Origin of the sequence: Aquiflexum gelatinilyticum (assembly GCF_024741135.1) — a bacterium.
Taxonomy (GTDB): domain Bacteria; phylum Bacteroidota; class Bacteroidia; order Cytophagales; family Cyclobacteriaceae; genus Cognataquiflexum; species Cognataquiflexum gelatinilyticum.
Genome location: NZ_JANSUY010000031.1, coordinates 1 through 17,724, shown reverse-complemented (window position 1 = coordinate 17,724; position 17,724 = coordinate 1). Strand labels below are relative to the sequence as shown.

The 17,724-nt window shown below is 40.2% G+C and carries 13 protein-coding genes; 7 read left to right on the top strand and 6 right to left on the bottom strand.

Annotated elements, in window-relative coordinates; genetic code table 11:
* A complete protein-coding gene (locus NU887_RS20780; protein WP_258425317.1) occupies positions 1 to 411 on the bottom strand; it encodes a Na+/H+ antiporter subunit B in 411 nt (136 codons plus the stop codon).
* Entirely contained in the window at positions 408 to 2,717 is a 2,310-nt protein-coding gene (locus NU887_RS20775; protein ID WP_258425316.1) for a putative monovalent cation/H+ antiporter subunit A, read from the bottom strand. Before NU887_RS20775 ends, NU887_RS20780 begins: the two co-directional genes overlap by 4 nt.
* A 246-nt stretch (positions 2,718 to 2,963) precedes the next feature.
* Between NU887_RS20775 and NU887_RS20770 the strand changes: the two genes are divergently transcribed.
* On the top strand, positions 2,964 to 5,519 hold the full coding sequence (locus tag NU887_RS20770) for a phosphoenolpyruvate carboxylase (protein ID WP_258425315.1): 2,556 nt from the start codon (positions 2,964 to 2,966) through the stop codon (positions 5,517 to 5,519).
* A gap of 131 nt (positions 5,520 to 5,650) precedes the next feature.
* Positions 5,651 to 6,334 carry a potassium channel family protein gene (locus NU887_RS20765; RefSeq protein ID WP_258425314.1) on the top strand — a complete coding sequence of 228 codons (684 nt, stop codon included), beginning with the start codon at positions 5,651 to 5,653 and terminating at the stop codon, positions 6,332 to 6,334.
* A gap of 72 nt (positions 6,335 to 6,406) precedes the next feature.
* Here the strand turns inward: NU887_RS20765 and NU887_RS20760 are convergent, their stop codons facing one another.
* Positions 6,407 to 6,817, bottom strand: coding sequence for an OsmC family protein (locus NU887_RS20760; RefSeq protein WP_258425313.1), 411 nt, complete (start codon positions 6,815 to 6,817; stop codon positions 6,407 to 6,409).
* 157 nt (positions 6,818 to 6,974) lie between these two features.
* Positions 6,975 to 9,461 (bottom strand): S9 family peptidase, encoded by a 2,487-nt coding sequence (locus NU887_RS20755; RefSeq protein WP_258425312.1) that lies wholly within the window; start codon positions 9,459 to 9,461, stop codon positions 6,975 to 6,977.
* Positions 9,462 to 9,742: 281 nt separating this feature from the next.
* On the opposite strand from NU887_RS20755, the gene NU887_RS20750 reads away from it, so the two are divergent.
* The 5 genes from NU887_RS20750 to NU887_RS20730 all read left to right on the top strand — a co-directional run bounded on the left by NU887_RS20750 (position 9,743) and on the right by NU887_RS20730 (position 12,684).
* On the top strand, positions 9,743 to 9,946 hold the full coding sequence (locus NU887_RS20750) for a hypothetical protein (protein ID WP_258425311.1): 204 nt from the start codon (positions 9,743 to 9,745) through the stop codon (positions 9,944 to 9,946).
* A gap of 185 nt (positions 9,947 to 10,131) precedes the next feature.
* Positions 10,132 to 10,707: a YciE/YciF ferroxidase family protein gene (locus NU887_RS20745; RefSeq protein ID WP_258425310.1), complete on the top strand. Its 576-nt coding sequence runs from the start codon at positions 10,132 to 10,134 to the stop codon at positions 10,705 to 10,707.
* Positions 10,708 to 10,889: 182 nt separating this feature from the next.
* Positions 10,890 to 11,453, top strand: a complete 564-nt coding sequence (locus tag NU887_RS20740; protein WP_258425309.1) for a hypothetical protein — start codon at positions 10,890 to 10,892, stop codon at positions 11,451 to 11,453.
* A 74-nt stretch (positions 11,454 to 11,527) separates the two neighbouring features.
* Positions 11,528 to 12,145 carry a DUF4142 domain-containing protein gene (locus tag NU887_RS20735; protein ID WP_258425308.1) on the top strand — a complete coding sequence of 206 codons (618 nt, stop codon included), beginning with the start codon at positions 11,528 to 11,530 and terminating at the stop codon, positions 12,143 to 12,145.
* Between the two features lie 20 nt (positions 12,146 to 12,165).
* A complete protein-coding gene (locus tag NU887_RS20730; RefSeq protein ID WP_258425307.1) occupies positions 12,166 to 12,684 on the top strand; it encodes a pyridoxamine 5'-phosphate oxidase family protein in 519 nt (172 codons plus the stop codon).
* A 219-nt stretch (positions 12,685 to 12,903) separates the two neighbouring features.
* Here NU887_RS20730 and NU887_RS20725 read toward each other — a convergent pair whose 3' ends face one another.
* Both NU887_RS20725 and NU887_RS20720 read right to left on the bottom strand, forming a co-directional pair.
* Complete coding sequence (locus NU887_RS20725) at positions 12,904 to 15,249, bottom strand: OmpA family protein (RefSeq protein WP_258425306.1); 2,346 nt, start codon at positions 15,247 to 15,249, stop codon at positions 12,904 to 12,906.
* A gap of 51 nt (positions 15,250 to 15,300) precedes the next feature.
* Positions 15,301 to 17,724 (bottom strand): DUF7507 domain-containing protein (locus NU887_RS20720; RefSeq protein WP_258425305.1); only part of this gene is annotated, 2,424 nt, incomplete at its 5' end.

Here is a 17,724-nt window from a genome sequence, read left to right as displayed (position 1 = left end):
TCAAACAGTGTCAGTGATTGAAAATATGATAGTGAGAGTGGCTCCGATCACTACTAAATAAACCCCAATATCAAAAATCAAGGCTGATCCAACCATACCGATAAACCTAAAAGGTTCTTCAAACCATAAACCTTTGAGTAAGGGTGCATCAACAAAAAACGGAGCAATAGCTGCCCCAACTGCAAATGCAAGACCGATTGGCATTAGGTATCCTGGATTGATCTTGATGATACTTTGTGTTTCCTTGAGACCAAAAGCAAATGAATGGATCAAAAATGCAATGGATGCCATCAACCCACCTACAAAGCCCCCGCCCGGCAGATAATGACCCCGCAACAAAATGAAAATAGAAAACAAAAGAAGAAGGGGTAATAAATATGATGAGGCGGTTTTGAATATTAAAGATTTCATAAGTCTTTTTTAGAGGGATTAAGGTCTAGTTTCATTAAGCTAAAGACACCTGCTGCGGCAATCACCAAAACCACAGTCTCTATCATGGTATCAAAACCCCGGTAATCGACCAATATCACATTGACGACATTTCTGCCTTTGGCAAGTAGGTAAGCATTGTCAGCAAAGTATTTGGAAACTTCTGAAGAGGAAGGTTCTTCAAATACCTCCAATGTCAAAATGGCTATCAAAACCCCAAATGTAAGAGAAAGGAATGCGTCCCTAAATTTCATTCCTTTGGATGAAAAGGATTTGTTTTTGGGAAGTTTGACAAGTACAAGCATAAACAACAAAACTGTCAAGGTATCTATTGAAAACTGCGTCATGGCCAAATCCGGAGCTGAGTAAAAAATAAAAAACAGACAGTTTGCGAAACCTACCACCCCAAGAGCGACAATTGCCGTAGTCCTTGAATTGGTGGAAATGGCAAAAATGATGGAAATGATCATCATCAAAACTACAATGGCTTCATAATAGGATACTGTTGATATTTGTTCCCAATCAATGTAAATATTGACCTCCCCAAATAAGCGGTAAGCCATCAACAAAGTCAAAAACGCCAGAATGGTAATGACATAATTTCTTAAATACCCATTTTGGAAAAACCTCGTCCAGAATCGGGCAAAGGATCCAAATAGATTACTTCCGTTTTCAATGATATTCTGAGGAGAAATGACTTCAAACTTGAAAGTTTTTTCGATTAGTGCTTTGGAAGGTTTTAAAAAGAAATAAAGAAGCCCGCCAGATACTAAAGTTAAAACACTTAATAATAAGACTAGATTGAATCCATGCCAAAGCTTAAGTTCTATGGTTGTATCTGACCCTGAAATACTGCTGAAAACCGGTTGAATCAAGGATTCCTGAATAAAAAAAGGAAACATCCCAAATCCCAAACTCAAAAATCCCAATAGGAGTGGAGGTACCCAAAGTAAAGGTGAAGGCATATGGGCTTTATTGAATTCAGAAGGAAGGTTTCCTGTAAAAGGCTTGATTCCCGCCCAAAATCCTGCGACCAAGAGAAGTATTTTGGTTAATACGGCCAATGCTGTCAAGATCAAAGCCCAATTACCTAACTGCAAAGTCGCCTCGTACATAACTTCCTTGCTGATAAATCCGAGTAAAAATGGCAGCCCGGCACTTGAAAGTGCTGCAAGAAAACCGGCTATTGCCACAGGCATCATTACCTTTTGTAAACCCGCGAGTTTACTGACATCCCTTGATCCTGTTTCATGGTCAATGATTCCGGTGATAAGGAAAAGTGCAGCTTTATACAATGCATGGGCAAGGATAAAAATCCCTGCGGCCAAAAGCGATTTTTCGGTTCCTATTCCTATCAAGAAGACCAAAATCCCCAAAGCGGAAATAGTGGAATAAGCTAGAATACCTTTCAAATCCACCCTGAAAACTGAATGGATTGCGGCATATACCATAGTAATGGCACCTACAGTCACCAAGGTGCTGTTCCACCAAATGGTGTCTCCCAAAAGAGGGGTAAACCTAGCCAAAAGATAAATACCGGCTTTTACCATCGTCGCAGAGTGGAGGTAAGTACTTACAGGAGTCGGGGCTTTCATTGCCCCAGGAAGCCAAAAATGAAAAGGAAACTGGGCTGATTTGGTAAATGCACCCACAAACATCAAAGCGATAATCCAACCATAGGAATTGCTGTTTTTTATTATTTCAGAGGAATTGAGCAATTCTGTAAAAGAGTAACTTCCGCCTACAACTTGTAGCAGGATAATACCCGAAAGCATCACCAAACCACCAAAACCTGTAATGCTAAGCGCTGTCAAAGCCGACTTTCTGGAAGCCGGGTCGTCATTGTTGAATCCGATCAGGAAATAGGAGCTGATACTCGTCAATTCCCAAAAAATAAACATGCTCATCAAATTATCAGAAAGAACCACTCCGAGCATGGAAGCCATAAACATCGACAGGTAGCCATAAAACCTATCTAAATATTGGTGGCCTTTCAGGTAATTTGCCGTGTAGGCAAAGACCAAGGTGCCGATTCCGGTAATCATCAAAGCAAAGAGCAGTGATAAACCGTCAAGCCTGAATGAAAGGTCTATTCCTAAACTTGGGACCCAATTGTAATGAAAGAGAATCTGACCTTCTGATTTGATTTTTTCCAGAAATCCTAAAAAATAAAGGAATAAAAATAAAGGAATAAGCGGATATACAAGTGAAATAGCTCTTTTTGTAAACCTGCTGAAAAAAGGAACAAGTAAGGCGAAAATAAACCCCAAAACTACTGCTACAAGCATATTTTTCAGATTATCTGATTTTTAAAATTTTTCGTCCCAAAATACGAATTATTTCTTAGATAGAATCTTCGTTGTTGGGTTGCTGTTTGAAGGAGATATTTGATTTTTTAGAATTATTTGAAAAAAAAGTCAATATATTTTGAAAAATAGGTAAAAAAATAGCTTTTCATTATCGAATAAACCAAAAACTAGCCTGATTTATTATTTTTTGCTAAATTCACGATCAATAAACCTATTGATCCGATTATGTCCAAAAACCATTATCAAACCGAAGTTTCCAAAAGATTTACGATTTACAACAGTCTTTTTTTGGATTTGCCCTTCAGTGATATCCATCGAACCGGGACTCTACTGCCGATTTTGTCCAGTAAATGTCAGGAAGGATTCGAAAAAGACAAAACCCCAAAAGAAATCATCAGGGGATTTTTTAATGAAATGATGGCCAACAATTCAGAGGAAGAGCGCCATGATTTGCTTTTTAAAATGGTACAATATGTAGAGAGGCAGGTAGTTTTGTTTGATTCCATAGAAGATGCAGCTTTTGAAAGAATACATGATATCAAAGGAAAAGGGAGTGTAAAGGCCTTAATCACCAGGGTCGACAATGATCGAAAGCGGGAGGCTTTGATTGAAAAACTGAAGAACTTCTCGGTCAGGTTAACGTTGACTGCCCACCCGACTCAGTTTTATCCGGGCAATGTCCTTGGGATCATCACCGATCTTGAAACCGCCATCAGAGACAATGACCTAGGTAATATCAACCTGCTCCTGCAGCAATTGGGCAAAACCGGTTTTATCAACAAAGACAAACCTACGCCGCTGGATGAGGCTGTAAGTTTGATATGGTTTCTGGTTAATGTGTTCTACCAAAGCATGCCCGATATCATTACCAGGTTATTGAATAGCCTTGATATTCCTATAGACGAGTGGGACAACCCCGGATTGTTGAAAGTTGGTTTTTGGCCGGGAGGAGATAGGGATGGCAATCCATTTGTCACCCATGATACCACAGTGAAGGTCGCTGAAAAACTCCAAAAATGGATAGTAAGGTGCTATTACCGTGATGTCAGAAAACTTAAAAGAAGGTTGACTTTCAAAAATGTCGAACCGATTATGTTGAAAATTGAGAATGGTCTGTTTGATTCTCTTTTTGACAACCAAAACTTTTATTTATCCAAAGAGGCATTGATTAGTGATTTGATGGAAGCAAGAAAAGCCCTTATTGAATTACATGACGGCTTATTCCTTGAGCAATTGGACGAGTTCATTCTGAAAGTAAAAATATTCGGTTTTCATTTTGCAAATATGGACGTGCGTCAGGACAGCCGTAAGCATGATGGACTTTGGGATGAAATCATCGAGAATCAATTCGGAAAAGAAGCGCTCCAAGCTTATCATAAGCTTGGCGAAGAAGAAAAAATCACTTTTATCCAAGGGATAGATTCACTTCCTGAAATCACTTCTCTCAAGGACGAATTTCACCATGACATGTTGAGGAGTTTTGATGCGATCAAGATTGTCCAAAAAAACAACGGAGAGGACGGATTACACAGATATATCATTTCAAATTGCCAGTCCGCCCTTCATGTTTTGGAGGTTTTTAGATTGGCACAATTGACATTAGGAAAAGATGTTGAGAAACTGCCTTTGGATATTGTTCCGCTTTTTGAGACCATTGATGATCTTGCTAAGGCGCCCAATATCATGGAGCAGCTTTATCAGAATGAAGCTTACCGCAAACATTTGGAAAGCAGAAAATCAAAGCAAACCATTATGTTGGGATTTTCTGACGGTACCAAAGACGGTGGCTATATCCGCGCCAATTGGTCCATTCTCCTTGCAAAAGAAGAGCTGACAAAAGTTTCAAGACTCAATGATGTCAGTGTTGTTTTCTTCGACGGAAGGGGAGGACCTCCTGCAAGGGGTGGAGGAAACATGCATAACTTCTACGCTTCTCTTGGGCAACAGGTAGAAAATGAAGAGATTCAGGTGACTATCCAGGGACAGACCATTTCTGCCAATTATGGTAAGCCTGTTTCTTGTACCTACAACTTGGAGCAACTGCTTTGCGCAGGGATAGAAAATGAATTGTATCCTTCCTCAGAAAAAACGCTGAATGCGGGTCAACGTGCTCTGATTGATCAGATGGCTGATTTCTCTTACGGGTTTTATAGAGATTTCAAAAACCATCCACAGTTTCTGCCCTACCTAGAACACGTCACTCCCTTGAAATATTTCGGACAGGTCAATATTGGTTCCCGTCCTTTAAAAAGAGGGAAAGATACAGGACTTAAATTTGAAGATTTGCGTGCCATTCCATTTGTAGGTTCATGGGCACAGATGAAGCAAAATATCCCAGGATTCTTTGGTGTAGGTGCTTCTTTGGAGGCCTTGAAGAAAGCTGGTAAATTTCCTGAAGCGCAGCAGTTGTATAATGATTCCCTGTTTTTCAGGTCATTGCTTGGAAATTCTATGCAGTCTTTGGCCAAGTCATTTTACAAATCAACAGCCTATCTCAAAGACAATCCAAAATACAGTGACCTTTGGACCTTGATGTTTGAAGAATACCAAAGATCCATTCAGATGCTTCTTGAAGTTTCGGGCATGGATACTTTGCTTCAGGACAACCTCACCTCCAAAGAATCCATAGCCATCCGGGAGAAAATCGTTTTGCCTGTGATCACCATCCAGCAATATGCGATACAGACCATGTTAGACAAAGGAGAAGATGATCCCGTGTTGCAAAAGCTGATTTTGCGGACAATGTTTGGCATCATCAATGCGGCAAGGAATGCAGCATAAAATTCAAAATCCCGGTCGAAAGTCCGGGATTTTTTTATGGATTTAAGCTTTTGTCTTTATTGATTTCCACTTTTGAAATTCCAATAATATCAGCTAAATTTTGTTGCCCGTCCAAGAAACAACCAACATTAATGAAAGGAATTCTTCAGAAGTCAAAGAGATATTGGGAATCAGATGCCTCCTTTATCACTTTATTAGTAATGCTTTTATTTACAGTTTTTTTTCTGCCAATATTGATCCACCACAAGGAAGATTCAACCTATTTTCTAAATACCATGTTTATCATGCTATTTGTAATCGGGATGTTTTCTGCAAGGGAAAGACTGTTTTTTACCATAGCAGCAACTTTGGTTGTGATCCATTTGGTACTGAGGATGATCAGATTCAGCGACAATCCTTATGAATTTTACTTTGAAGAAAGAATAGTTATTCTGCTCAACCTGCTTGTATTTTCTATCATCAATTTCAGGTTGTTGTTTAGAAACAGCGAAGTCAATCTTTACCGCGTCATTGGAGCCATCAATGTATATTTGCTTGTGGCGCTTATGGGTTCATTCGGATTTGAATTGATGCAATTATCAAATGGAAACGCGATATCGGGAGACATGACTTTTGAAGGTAGAGACCGTGATTTTGGCAATTATATTTATTTTAGTTTGGTTAGTGTTACCACGGTTGGATTTGGAGACATGCTTCCTGTCAGTATCGGTGCAAAAATGTTGTCTGTATTCCTTTCGACTTTTGGGATTTTGTATCCTGCCGTCGTCATTGCAAAATTGGTATCCTCTTCACCCCAAAGAGAAAAAGTTCTATAAAATCCCGCATATCCCTATTTTTTCAAATTTGAAATTGAGGAAAATGCGGGATTAAGATTTTTGAATCCCTTATCAATTCAGGGTATATTCTACTACGATTTCTGTATTGAGCAATTTTGAAATCGGGCAATTTTTCTCGGCATCCTTTACCAATTCTGCGAATTTTTCTTCAGAAATGCCATCCACTTTTGCTGTCAGGATCAGCTTAGACTGCTTGATGGTACCTTCTTCAAAAGTAATTACACCTTCCACGTGAAGTTCCTGAGGAGGAAATTCGGCTCCTGTCAGGTTAAAACTCAATTTCATGGCAAAGCATCCTGCATGGGCTGCGGCTACCAATTCTTCAGGATTGGTTCCGATACCTTCTTCAAATCTTGAAGAAAATGAATATTGTGTTTTGTCCAAAACGCCTGTTTGGGTTGTCAGATGACCTTTGCCTTCTTTTCCTGTACCTTGCCATACGGCCGTCGCTTTTCTTTTCATGTTAGTTTGGTTTAAAGTATTTAAAAGTATAAAATGTATTTTCACCTAACACCAAAAACGGGTCATTAGGTTTGTGATTTTTAATATTATTTAAAAAAAAGCCAAGAAATTCAGGATCATTCTGATTTCTTGGCTTTTAATTAGGCTTAATAGTATGCTATTTGGTTAGTGCCTTTTCTCTCTGTACTTCCAACATGTCTACAGGTGGAGGAGTATTGTCTCCCAATAAGTGTTGGACGAAATAATCTCCCATTCTCCAGAAGAAATATTCGGTCATATCCCCAAATCCATGGCGCTGACCGGGAAGGATAATAAAGTCAAACCTCTTGTTGGCTTTGATCAGGGCATTGGCCATGCGGATGGTATTGGCAGGATGGACGTTGTTGTCCACATCACCGGTGACCAAGAGTAATTTTCCTTTCAGGTTTTTGGCTAGGTCTGGATTTTTTTCGATCTGATAGACGAAAGTGGTGTCTCCTTTTGGTGAAATCTGTTCTTTGACACCATGATGTTTCTCTGACCACCAACGGTTATAAATGTTGTTTTCGTGGTTACCTGCACTAGACACCGCGACTTTGAAGAAATCAGGATACACCAACATCGCGGCAGTGGACATGAATCCTCCGCCTGAATGTCCATGAATCCCAACCTTTGATTTGTCAATGAAGGCATGTCTGTCTGCCAATTGTTCTATTGTCGCTTTTTTGTCTGCAAGACCATAATCTCTAAGATTGCCGTAGCCATAGTTGTGGTACCACTTGGACCTGCCAGGATGTCCTCCACGGTTGCCGACCGTGACCACTACAAATCCAAACTGCGCCAAACGGTCTGTTCTGTCCAATCCTCTTCCAAATGATTTGTTGACGGCTTCAGTCTGAGGACCAGGATACACATATTCAATGATGGGATAAGACTTGGTACTGTCAAAATCAAACGGCTTGTACATTACTCCAAATAGGTCTGTAATGCCATCATCTGCCTTCACTTTAAATGGTTCCGGGAATTGGTATCCTGCCGCAAAAAGTGAACTCAAGTCCGCTGTTTCCAAGTCCATTACTTTCTTGCCCAAGGCATCATAAAGTCCTGAAGCTGGGACAGTATTCACCCTTGAGTAATTGTTGACAAAAAATGTAGCCTTGTCATTCATCGAGGTACTGTGGTTGAAATCACCCGTATTCATCAAAGTAATGGTCCCACCGTTGAGGCTGACTTTGTATAAGTGCTCATAGTAAGGGTCTTCTTCTTTTTCTTTGCCATTGGCCATGAAATAAAGGAATCGGCCTTTTTCATCCACCTGGACGATATTTTCTGAGTGGAAAGGACCTGAAGTCAGCTGTCTTTTCAGATTTCCTTTGGTATCATACAGATAAAAATGACCCCAACCATCACGCTCTGACCAATGGATAATTTCTGTTCCGTTTGTGATGATCTCAGGCTTGGTAATATCGATGTACGTATTGCTTCGCTCCTCGATGAGGACCTCTTTCTTCCCTTCTTTGATGTTCCACCTGCAGATATCTATTTTTTTCAAATCCCTTGAGGTAATTGAAAAATAGAAGAAGTTCTCATCACCCAGCCATTTGACAGGCTTAAATTCATCATCTCTGGCAGATGCTGCGAAGCTTTCTGACCATAGTCCCAAAGTCTGGTCTTTGAAGGTAGCCGTTTCCAGGTTAGACATTTTTCCCGTTCCAAAAGAATAATGGAGTAGGTAGGAGATAGGTTGTTCCTTTTCTCCAGGCATGGAATATTTGTAGGTTTCCAAGGTCGGTCTTGGATCGCGGGTGTTGTGTATTACCCATAGGTCTTTTACTTTTCTTTGGTCGGTTTTGGTCAGGATAAATTCATTTGAATTTGCTGACCAAAGAATACCTGCCCGCTTTCTGTCATTTTTCTTTTTCTCTTCCTCCTCGTTATCATCACCCCTTCCAAAACCACTACTGTATCCAAAGTCTTTTTCCCCGTCAGTTGTCAGTTGTGTTTCGACGATAGTACTGTCCTTTTCATCTTTGATGGCTTTTTTGAAGTTGACTTTGTCCATCCAATAAAGGTTTTCATTTTTGACAAACACGATTTTGGAAGAGTCTGGAGCGATGTTGGCCCAGGCCAATCTTTTAGCTTCCTCTTCAGGATCCTTGACTTCTGTAAGCTGTTGGCTGTTTAGGTTGTAGCGAAAAACAAATGTTTTCTTCTCTAAAGAATCCTTTGCGCTTTTGTTTTTGGCTTTGATTTCTTCCCAATCTTTTTTCAGTATATCCTGTGTGCTTTTGATCTTGAATTGGATGGTGTTTTCGTCCTCCAAAAATTTCATATTGCTGATATCAAGGTGCTGTCCGTCAAAAGGGTCCTTGACTATTTTGGTGATTTCAGCAGCCAACTTGTCTTTGTCAAAAAGTTGGGTTTTTGATTTGGTTACAGGGTTGACGATGTACCAGTTTTTGCCTGAAGTAGTTTCATATTGATACCAAAAGCGATCGGATCTCTTAAGCCAATGTGCGTCTACTTCGGTGGAAAAAATCATTTTTTTTAGCTTTTCCGGCGAAAATCTCGATGCAAGCTCATAGTTGCCTTTTGTGGGAAGCTCCTGTCCAATGGCGGAATTCACCATTATAAAAAGGGAACATATCAGGTAAATTTTTCTCATTAGTCAATTTGGTTTATGAATTCGAAACTAACTAAAAAGGGATTTTTTTAGATAACCGTCGGTGGAAAAATAGGAGGTGATTTTTTGAAAATAATTGCTCAGGATGGAAAGTAAGATGGTTTTTTACTTGAATTGGGCAGTGAATAAGCTAGGTAAAAGATTATTTTTCAGGATTTAAAAAAGTGAATTATATAATATATTCACAATAATCAGTAATTATTCCAAGATATAAATCCTCATTTTTGTACTGTTTAAATTCAGTAAATACATAAAACAATAGTATGAAAAAGCCCTCAAAAAAAGAACCTGAGCATAATAATGGAATCTTATCAAAGTTAAACGACAATCCTGACCAAAAGGAAAAAACAGAGAACTCTGATAGAAAAAAAGGAATCATAGGCGAGATGAACGATGAGCCTGAGATGAAAAAGCCAAAGGAACTGAGCGTACAGAAAAATCTGTCCAATCTGCAAATAAAGAATTGAGTGCAGAAAGGAAGCAAACAGTTGACAATGCCACAGCTCCTAAGAATGGCATCATGAGTTGGTCTGTGTACCAGGATAAGGAAAAATCGAAGCTTCAAGAAAGCAACATTTCTTCAAAATAGGAAAGGTAGGTTCAAAGGCCTTCAAAAATCAAAATATAACCAAAACCAAAAAACCACAAAAGAATGGAAAACAAGAAAAACACATCACCAAAGTCTGCATCAGGATCAGAAAGCGCCGGATCAGGAAAAAAATCAGCCATGCAATCATCACAATTAATGAAATTGTTTGAAGACCAATTGAAAGATATCTATTGGGCGGAAAATGCATTGATAAAAGCAATTCCAAAGATGATCAAAAATGCCACTTCGGAAGATTTGAACCAAGCATTGACATCACACCTTGAAGAGACCAAAGGCCATTTAAGTAGGTTGGTGGAGGTTTTCTCTTTGATCAAAGTTAAAGCTGAAGGAAAAAAATGTGATGCCATGGAAGGGCTGATTGAAGAAGCTTCCGGTATAATGGAAGATTGTGAGAAAGGTTCAATGCGGGATGCGGGTATTATTTCCGCTGCACAGAAAGTGGAGCATTATGAAATAGCGACTTATGGCACGCTTAGACAGTTTGCCGAAACCTTGGGATTGGAAAAGGTCGCAGAACTATTGGAAAGTACCCTTCAAGAAGAGAAGGAAGCCGATCTAAAATTATCTGATGTTGCGATGGACGCAGTCAATATCGAGGCGGCTGAAGAAGTATCATAATCTGAAAAAGAATGAATAATATTTTCAAAGGCCTGATCGCAGGCTATGGCGCAAAAAAAATGGGAGGTGGATGCCTTGGAACAATCGTCGTTTTTGTCATCATATACTTTGTTTTGGGTCAATGCACCTAATCGTGTAAAAGCAGAATCATAATCAAATAAACTAAACCAATTTAATTTACAATGGAAAATCAACGCAATGAGAGAGAAGTTCTACATGATGGGACTTCGGAAAAAAGAATTTTGACTGGCATGTTCAGTGACCGCGAAAGCACAGAAAATGCTTACAATACCCTTAATGAAAGAGGTTATTCAAAAGATGACATCAACTTGATTATGTCTGATAAGACTCGAAAAACTCATTATTCTGATGATGCTTCAGAAGAAACGGAGATTGGGACCAAAGCTGCAGAGCATGCCGGCAAAGGTTCCGCTATCGGAGGTACTTTAGGGGCCATCGTGGGTGTCATTGCTGCTATTGGCACTAGTGTCGCTATTCCCGGACTTGGGATATTAATCGCGGGACCAATTGCTGCAGGACTGGCCGGAGCTGGTGCAGGTGGACTTGCAGGAGGTGTAATCGGTGCTTTGGTAGGTTCAGGTATACCTGAAGCCAGGGCAAAATTGTACGAATCAGGAATCGAAGAAGGCAATGTAGTTATTTCTGTGACTCCAAGAAATGCTGAAGACGCCAAGTATTTGGAAAATAATTGGAGAACCAACCGTGGTGAAGAAATTCACTGGTAGAACTCCACATTACCCTATGCAAGGGGCTATAACAGGTCCCTTGCATCTTTTATAAAACTTAACCAAACTATACTATGAAAACTCAAATCAATATTAAATCCATTGTGCTGCATACGATTTATGTCGCAGGCACCGTGTTCTTTGCATCATCTTGTTCAGAAACTAAAACCACCGATTCAATGGAAGTTGCTGAAGAAGAAAATGTCTCTAGACTTACCAGTGACGACGAAACAATGGTTGTTATTGACAATGACAATGGCGTGAAATTTTTGATGGCCGCAGCAGAAATACAATTAGAAGAAATCAGCTTGGGAAAATTAGCCCAACAAAACGGTAATTCCACGCATGTAAAGGAATTGGGTAAAATGATGGAAGCAGACCATACAAAAACTCTTTCTGAACTTCAGGCATTATCTCAATCGAAATCAGTTTCGATTCCAACAATGATCACAGAAGATTCTAAGGAAACATACGAAGATCTTGTAGACAAAACAGGGAATGATTTTGGAAAAGCTTACAGTGACTTGATGGTGGAGCATCATGAGGATGCCATTGAATTGTTTGAAAAAGCAGCTACCGATTCAGAAGATGCTGAAATCAAAGCTTGGGCAGCACAGAAACTTCCAACCATGAGAACCCATCTTGAACACGCAAAAGCCTGTAAAGAGGAATGTGATAAAATGGATTCTTAAATTATTAAACCAGAAGTAAAATGATCGGAATAAAAAATCTTGGAAACGAAGAGGCAATTCTCAAATTAAAGGAACTTGCTGAATCCATCGATATCTGTATGTTTTGCACCAACCTGAAAATAGATGATGGCGCATCTTGTAGACCCATGAGCACACAGAAAGTTTGTGAGGAAGGTAATATCTGGTTTTTCAGCAACTCGGATAGCGATAAAAACAAGGAAATAAAACAAGATGAAAATGTCCAGCTTTTCTATTCCCATCCGGGAAAAGATAGCTTCCTCATCGTAAATGGTGTGGCCGAGTTGATTTACGACAAAGAAAAGATCGAAGAACTTTGGTCACCAGTTCTCAATGCTTGGTTTCCTGACGGGAAAGAAGACCCGAATATTTCCGTCGTGAAAGTCATACCTTCTACTGCTTACTATTGGGATACGGAAGGAAACAAAATGGTCAATTTCTTCAAAATGTTGGCTTCGGCCACAACAGGTAAAAACCTGGTAGATGGCAATGAAGGCACTTTGATATTGAATAGTCTGTAATCCTTTGGAAAATATTTTTTTTGACACCCCTGTAATTGCCTGTGGTGCAAACATCCACATTTAGATAGGGGAATAAGGGTGAATCCGGTAATCGTAGGATTGTTGGATTCACTTTTTTTTGATAGCATAGGGGAAAACAAAAAAAGTCTCCCAGAAGGAGACTCTTTTTCTATCGAATAACTCTTCAATTAAAGTTAAAAAAATAAGATCCTGTAAAATTTACCTTAGATGTAATTCCGTTCTTCTGTTCATTTGATGCATGGCTTCTGTGCAAGGCACCGCACCACAATCATTGACAGGTTTTGTTTTTCCAAGCCATTCGCTGCTCATCCTGTCCACCTCAACACCTCTTTTGGTAAGGTATTCCATGACAGCTTTTGCCCTGCGTTCTGAAAGTTTCATATTGTATGCCTCATTGCCACGTTGATCTGTGTGGCCTTCGATTTGAAGATTCATGCCGGCCATCCTTTGAAGGAGAAGGGCAAGACGTTCCAACTCGGTTTTATGGACTGGTCGGAGTGTAGATTTGTCAAAGTCAAAATAGATGGTAGGAATATCATGGTTCAGTGCTGAAAATAAAGCTGCTGGATCGCAGATGTCTTTACCCATCAGTTCAGCAGGCATTTCGTAATCGATATTTTTGTCCGGGAATGCTTCCAAGATCAACTCACTTCTCCTGTTCAGCTGGTGTTCTGTTTCAGGACATGGTACCCCATCACCACAATCATTGGTGCGTTTTTCTTCACCAAACCAATCTAGTTTCACCCTGCTTTCGGGTATGTTGTATTTGGCTAGGTATTCTCTGACAGCATCAGCACGTCTTTCCGACAATGCCTCATTATATTCTTTGCTGGCGCGAGCATCTGTATGAGAACCGACTTTGAGGTCTATGAAGCTATACTTTTTCATCAGCTCCGCGATTTTGTCCAGAGTCGGCTGTGCATTGGTTCTGATTTGGGATTTGTCAAGGTCGTAATAAACAATATCGACAAATACAGGCATGTTGTAAGGAATAGGAGCGAGCCGGTATTCTTTTCTTAAAGTGTCTCCTTCCAATCCTTTTGTGCTGATGGTATTGTCATGGATTTTAAAGTAACCTTTTTTGCTAATTGTCAGATCATAATCTGAATCGGGAAGAAGATCAGCCAACAATTCAGATTTGGATCCTCTTCTTGTTGGAAGGTTTTCATTTTGGTTTCGGATTGTCAAAGTCGTTTCAAAATCTTCCGAAATGATATTTCCGTTACAATCAATTACCCTGGCAAGTAGGAATTTATTCAAGTCCTCAATGAGGTAAATATCATCCATTCCCATTCCACCTTTTCTGTCTGAAGAGAGGTACCGCTTACCTTTGGACGTGATATAGTATCCAAAATCATCTCTTGGTGAGTTAAAAGGAACCCCCATATTCTCAACATTGCCAAAAGCCCCGTTGGAGAAGTTTGAATTAAAGATATCCATTCCACCAAGTCCTGCATGCCCTTTTGATGAAAAAAAGAATTTTCCTTCCATGATAAATGGATGGCTTTCATCCTCTGATGTATTGATGACGGGACCAAGATTGACCGGACTTCCAAAATTCAAAGCATCATCATAGGAGATATAGTAAAGATCAAAACCACCCAATCCTCCTGGCATATCAGATGCGAAATAGATTTTCTTTCCATTTTCATCAATAAAAGGATGCATGACGCCATACTTGGTAGCATCATTGATCGGGAAAGCTTTGGTGTCAGTGAGGGTACCTTCGGCAGAAATGGTGCTGAAGAAAATCTCAGGATGGACTTCATATTCCCTTGTTTTCTTTACCTTCCTGATATTTCTAAAAGTGGTATAAAAAAGAAGGTTCTTGCTTTCCATCAATGTTGGGTCTGAGTAAACCAGACCACCCGGTACATCAAATGCCAATTTTTCAAGGGCATCACTGTTGGTATACCGGTATATTCCAAAAAATTCACGATCATTCAGATCACTTTTTTCCTCACTGAAGACATTGCTTTTGGCATCTAACCTTACCGCAGGTTTTTCTGAAGGAAATACTGGGCCTCTGTCACTGGTGAAATATTTGTTTCCGATTACATCTTCTGTGATCCTGAAATCAGAACCGTCACTATTGATACCTTTTGGTTGAACCAATTTGACATTTGCCTTTTTGTTGTTGATCTCCCTGATTTTTTCGAAGTTTATTTCCGGGAAAGCCGATTCTTTGAATGGACTTCCCGCAAGTAGGTCTTGGGATGTCATTCCGTTTTCAGCCTTCATCGCTGACAACAGGTAATTTGAAAAATCCTCTCTTGTGGCTTCTTCATAACTGATTGTAGTCTTCCACCATTCAAAGCTTTTGTCATATTCCTGAATGTTTTGGTAGGACATGGCGGCTTTTTGTGCATTTGCATATGTGGCCTTTCGCTCATGGGCTTGCTCATATAGGGCAGCTGCATGACTGAAGTTTTCCAACTCAAATTGTTTGTTTGCATACCTTAGCAATGAGTTTTGAGCATGCACAGGAAATGCGGATAAGCCCGTCAGCATTGCAAAAACTGTTATTATCAAAAATTTTCTCATAATCAGATTCATTTCGATTGTTTGATGTTTTAATTAAATAAATACTAGGGCTTATCTTTTTATTACTTGGATCCAACCTTGGAATTCGTGAAGTTTTCCTTGTCGATCTATTGATTTCATAACGAAGAAGTAGGTTCCTGCAACAAGTCCTTCTGTAAACCAATCATTTTCATAATTTTTTCTTTCAAATACGTGGTCTCCATTTCTATTGAAGATGACAATGTCATTGGTTTCAAATTTACCGAGACCCATGATTTCAAATCTGTCGTTTAGGCCATCACCATTTGGTGTGATGACTGTAGGGATAAAGAAAGGATTGATCTGGTTGACGTCGGAATCATTGTTGTCTTCCATATTGGTATCCTCTCCATCAGATGAAACCCTCACAATATTTGTAATCTGAAGTGCTTTCTCGCTGTTGATTGCATTTGCCTTTACCCTTACTTTGATCAATAATTTAGATCCTGCAGGGAAAAGTGGAATCGTGTAGGTGATTTTAGAGCCATTTACTGAGGTCCCAACTTCTATCGAAGGACTGCTTTCAGCGATTGTTGTAGAGATGTAAGAAAGGCCGTTTGGCAAGTCATCGACAATGACCACATTTTTGGCATCTGTCTCCCCAATGTTGTTGACTTCGATTTCATACTCGAATTCATCACCTTCATAGATTTCAATACCATTTGAAGTTTTGGTTACAGCTAGGTCAACGTCATTTTCCAAAAGTTCGAACACCACAAATGCTTCATCACTGTTGTTAGGGTTCAATGCCTCACGAAGGGTGTATTTTAATCTGTATTCACGAGCTTCATTGAGTCCGGGGATCAGGCTAAGTTCACCGTTTTCTTCTATCAGTAAACCTACGATGCCGTCTAATTCAGTGAATTCGAAGTTGACATCAGTGAAGGTTACCGGCTGATTGTTCAATAGGTCATTGTTCAGTAGGTTACCTATTATTCCTCCAAAATCTACAGGGTATTCACCCATATCGTCATCAATTGCATCTATAGGGGTAGAAGATGCGCCGATGGTCACAGAATCATCTCCTCCCACATCATTACCGTCTTTAGATTTGCCTGTTACGGACACATTGTTTGTAATCGAGCCGGCAGTAAGGTCTTTAAGTTGGACGACATATTCTGTGGTGATGGCGATCGTTTGACCTGGGGCAATACTTGGGATTACCTGAGTCAGACCAGTCAAAGGATCATTTACCACAAGGTTGGTCAGGGTGATATTTCCTGTGTTTTTAACCGTGATGGTATAAGTAATGACTTGACCGATTTCTGAGAAAGTGGTTGTATCAGCAGTTTTGGTTACTTCAATACTTGGGTTTGCAGAAGCCTCGACTGTAAATTCATCACTATCTTCTGCAGGGTCATCGTTTATAGAAACGCCGGAGGCAGTTGCTCTATTTGTCACAAAACCCTTATCCAAATCAGCCTGAGTTACAGTGTAGGTAGTCGGAATTGACTGAGAAGCTGCTGGCGCCAAAGAAGCTATTGTTGTATTGAGACCTGTCAAAGGATCGCTTACAGCAATGTTTTCCAAAGTCACGTTACCTGTATTGGTCACCACAATGGTATAGTTCAATACATCTCCGACAGCGGCAAAGGTATTCTCAGTCGCTGTTTTGGTAATGGAAAGCGCAGGGCTTTGCGTTGCAGAAACCGACTCCGAAGCTGATACATTGACAGCACCTACGGCAGCGGAAGCGGTATTATCGACTTTTCCTGCATCGATATCACTTTGAGTGATTGTATAAGAAGTCGGGATGGATTCACTTGATCCAGGCGCAAGACTTGGAATAGAAGTGCTCAATCCTGTCAGAGGATCGCTTACAGCGACATTGCTCAAAGTCACGTTACCTGTATTGGTCACGATGATGGTGTAATTCAATACATCTCCGACAGCGGCAAAGGTTGATTCAGTAGCTGTTTTGGTAATGGAAAGCGCCGGGCTTTGTGTTGCGGAAACCGACTCGGAAGCGGAAACATTCACTGTACCTACAGCTGCAGAAGCAGTGTTGTCCACTTTTCCCGCATCGATATCAGCCTGTGTTACAGTATAAGATGTCGGAATGGATTCACTTGATCCTGGTGCAAGACTTGGAATAGAAGTGTTCAATCCTGTCAAAGGATCGTTTACAGCAACATTGCTTAAAGTCACGTTACCCGTGTTGGTCACGACAATGGTATAGTTCAATACATCGCCCACAGCGGCAAAGCTTGACTCGGTGGCTGTCTTGGTGATTGAAAGCGCCGGGCTCTGTGTTGCAGTTACCGACTCGGAAGCGGAAACATTCACTGAACCTACAGCAGCAGAAGCGGTGTTGTCCACTTTTCCTGCATCGATGTCACTTTGGGTGACTGTGTAAGAAGTAGCGATTGATTCAACCGCACCCGGAGCAAGACTTGGAATAGAAACGTTCAAACCTGTCAAAGGATCGCTTACAGCAACATTGCTCAAAGTCACGTT

Bases quoted from the DNA above. Each gene is read 5' to 3' on its own strand.
- NU887_RS20745 (WP_258425310.1), top strand. From the start codon at position 10,132: ATGGAAAACAAGAAAAACACATCACCAAAGTCTGCATCAGGATCAGAA.
- NU887_RS20780 (WP_258425317.1), bottom strand. From the start codon at position 411: ATGAAATCTTTAATATTCAAAACCGCCTCATCATATTTATTACCCCTT.
- NU887_RS20725 (WP_258425306.1), bottom strand. From the start codon at position 15,249: ATGAGAAAATTTTTGATAATAACAGTTTTTGCAATGCTGACGGGCTTA.
- NU887_RS20760 (WP_258425313.1), bottom strand. From the start codon at position 6,817: ATGAAAAGAAAAGCGACGGCCGTATGGCAAGGTACAGGAAAAGAAGGC.
- NU887_RS20735 (WP_258425308.1), top strand. From the start codon at position 11,528: ATGAAAACTCAAATCAATATTAAATCCATTGTGCTGCATACGATTTAT.
- NU887_RS20730 (WP_258425307.1), top strand. From the start codon at position 12,166: ATGATCGGAATAAAAAATCTTGGAAACGAAGAGGCAATTCTCAAATTA.
- NU887_RS20740 (WP_258425309.1), top strand. From the start codon at position 10,890: ATGGAAAATCAACGCAATGAGAGAGAAGTTCTACATGATGGGACTTCG.
- NU887_RS20755 (WP_258425312.1), bottom strand. From the start codon at position 9,461: ATGAGAAAAATTTACCTGATATGTTCCCTTTTTATAATGGTGAATTCC.
- NU887_RS20750 (WP_258425311.1), top strand. From the start codon at position 9,743: ATGAAAAAGCCCTCAAAAAAAGAACCTGAGCATAATAATGGAATCTTA.
- NU887_RS20775 (WP_258425316.1), bottom strand. From the start codon at position 2,717: ATGCTTGTAGCAGTAGTTTTGGGGTTTATTTTCGCCTTACTTGTTCCT.
- NU887_RS20770 (WP_258425315.1), top strand. From the start codon at position 2,964: ATGTCCAAAAACCATTATCAAACCGAAGTTTCCAAAAGATTTACGATT.
- NU887_RS20765 (WP_258425314.1), top strand. From the start codon at position 5,651: ATGAAAGGAATTCTTCAGAAGTCAAAGAGATATTGGGAATCAGATGCC.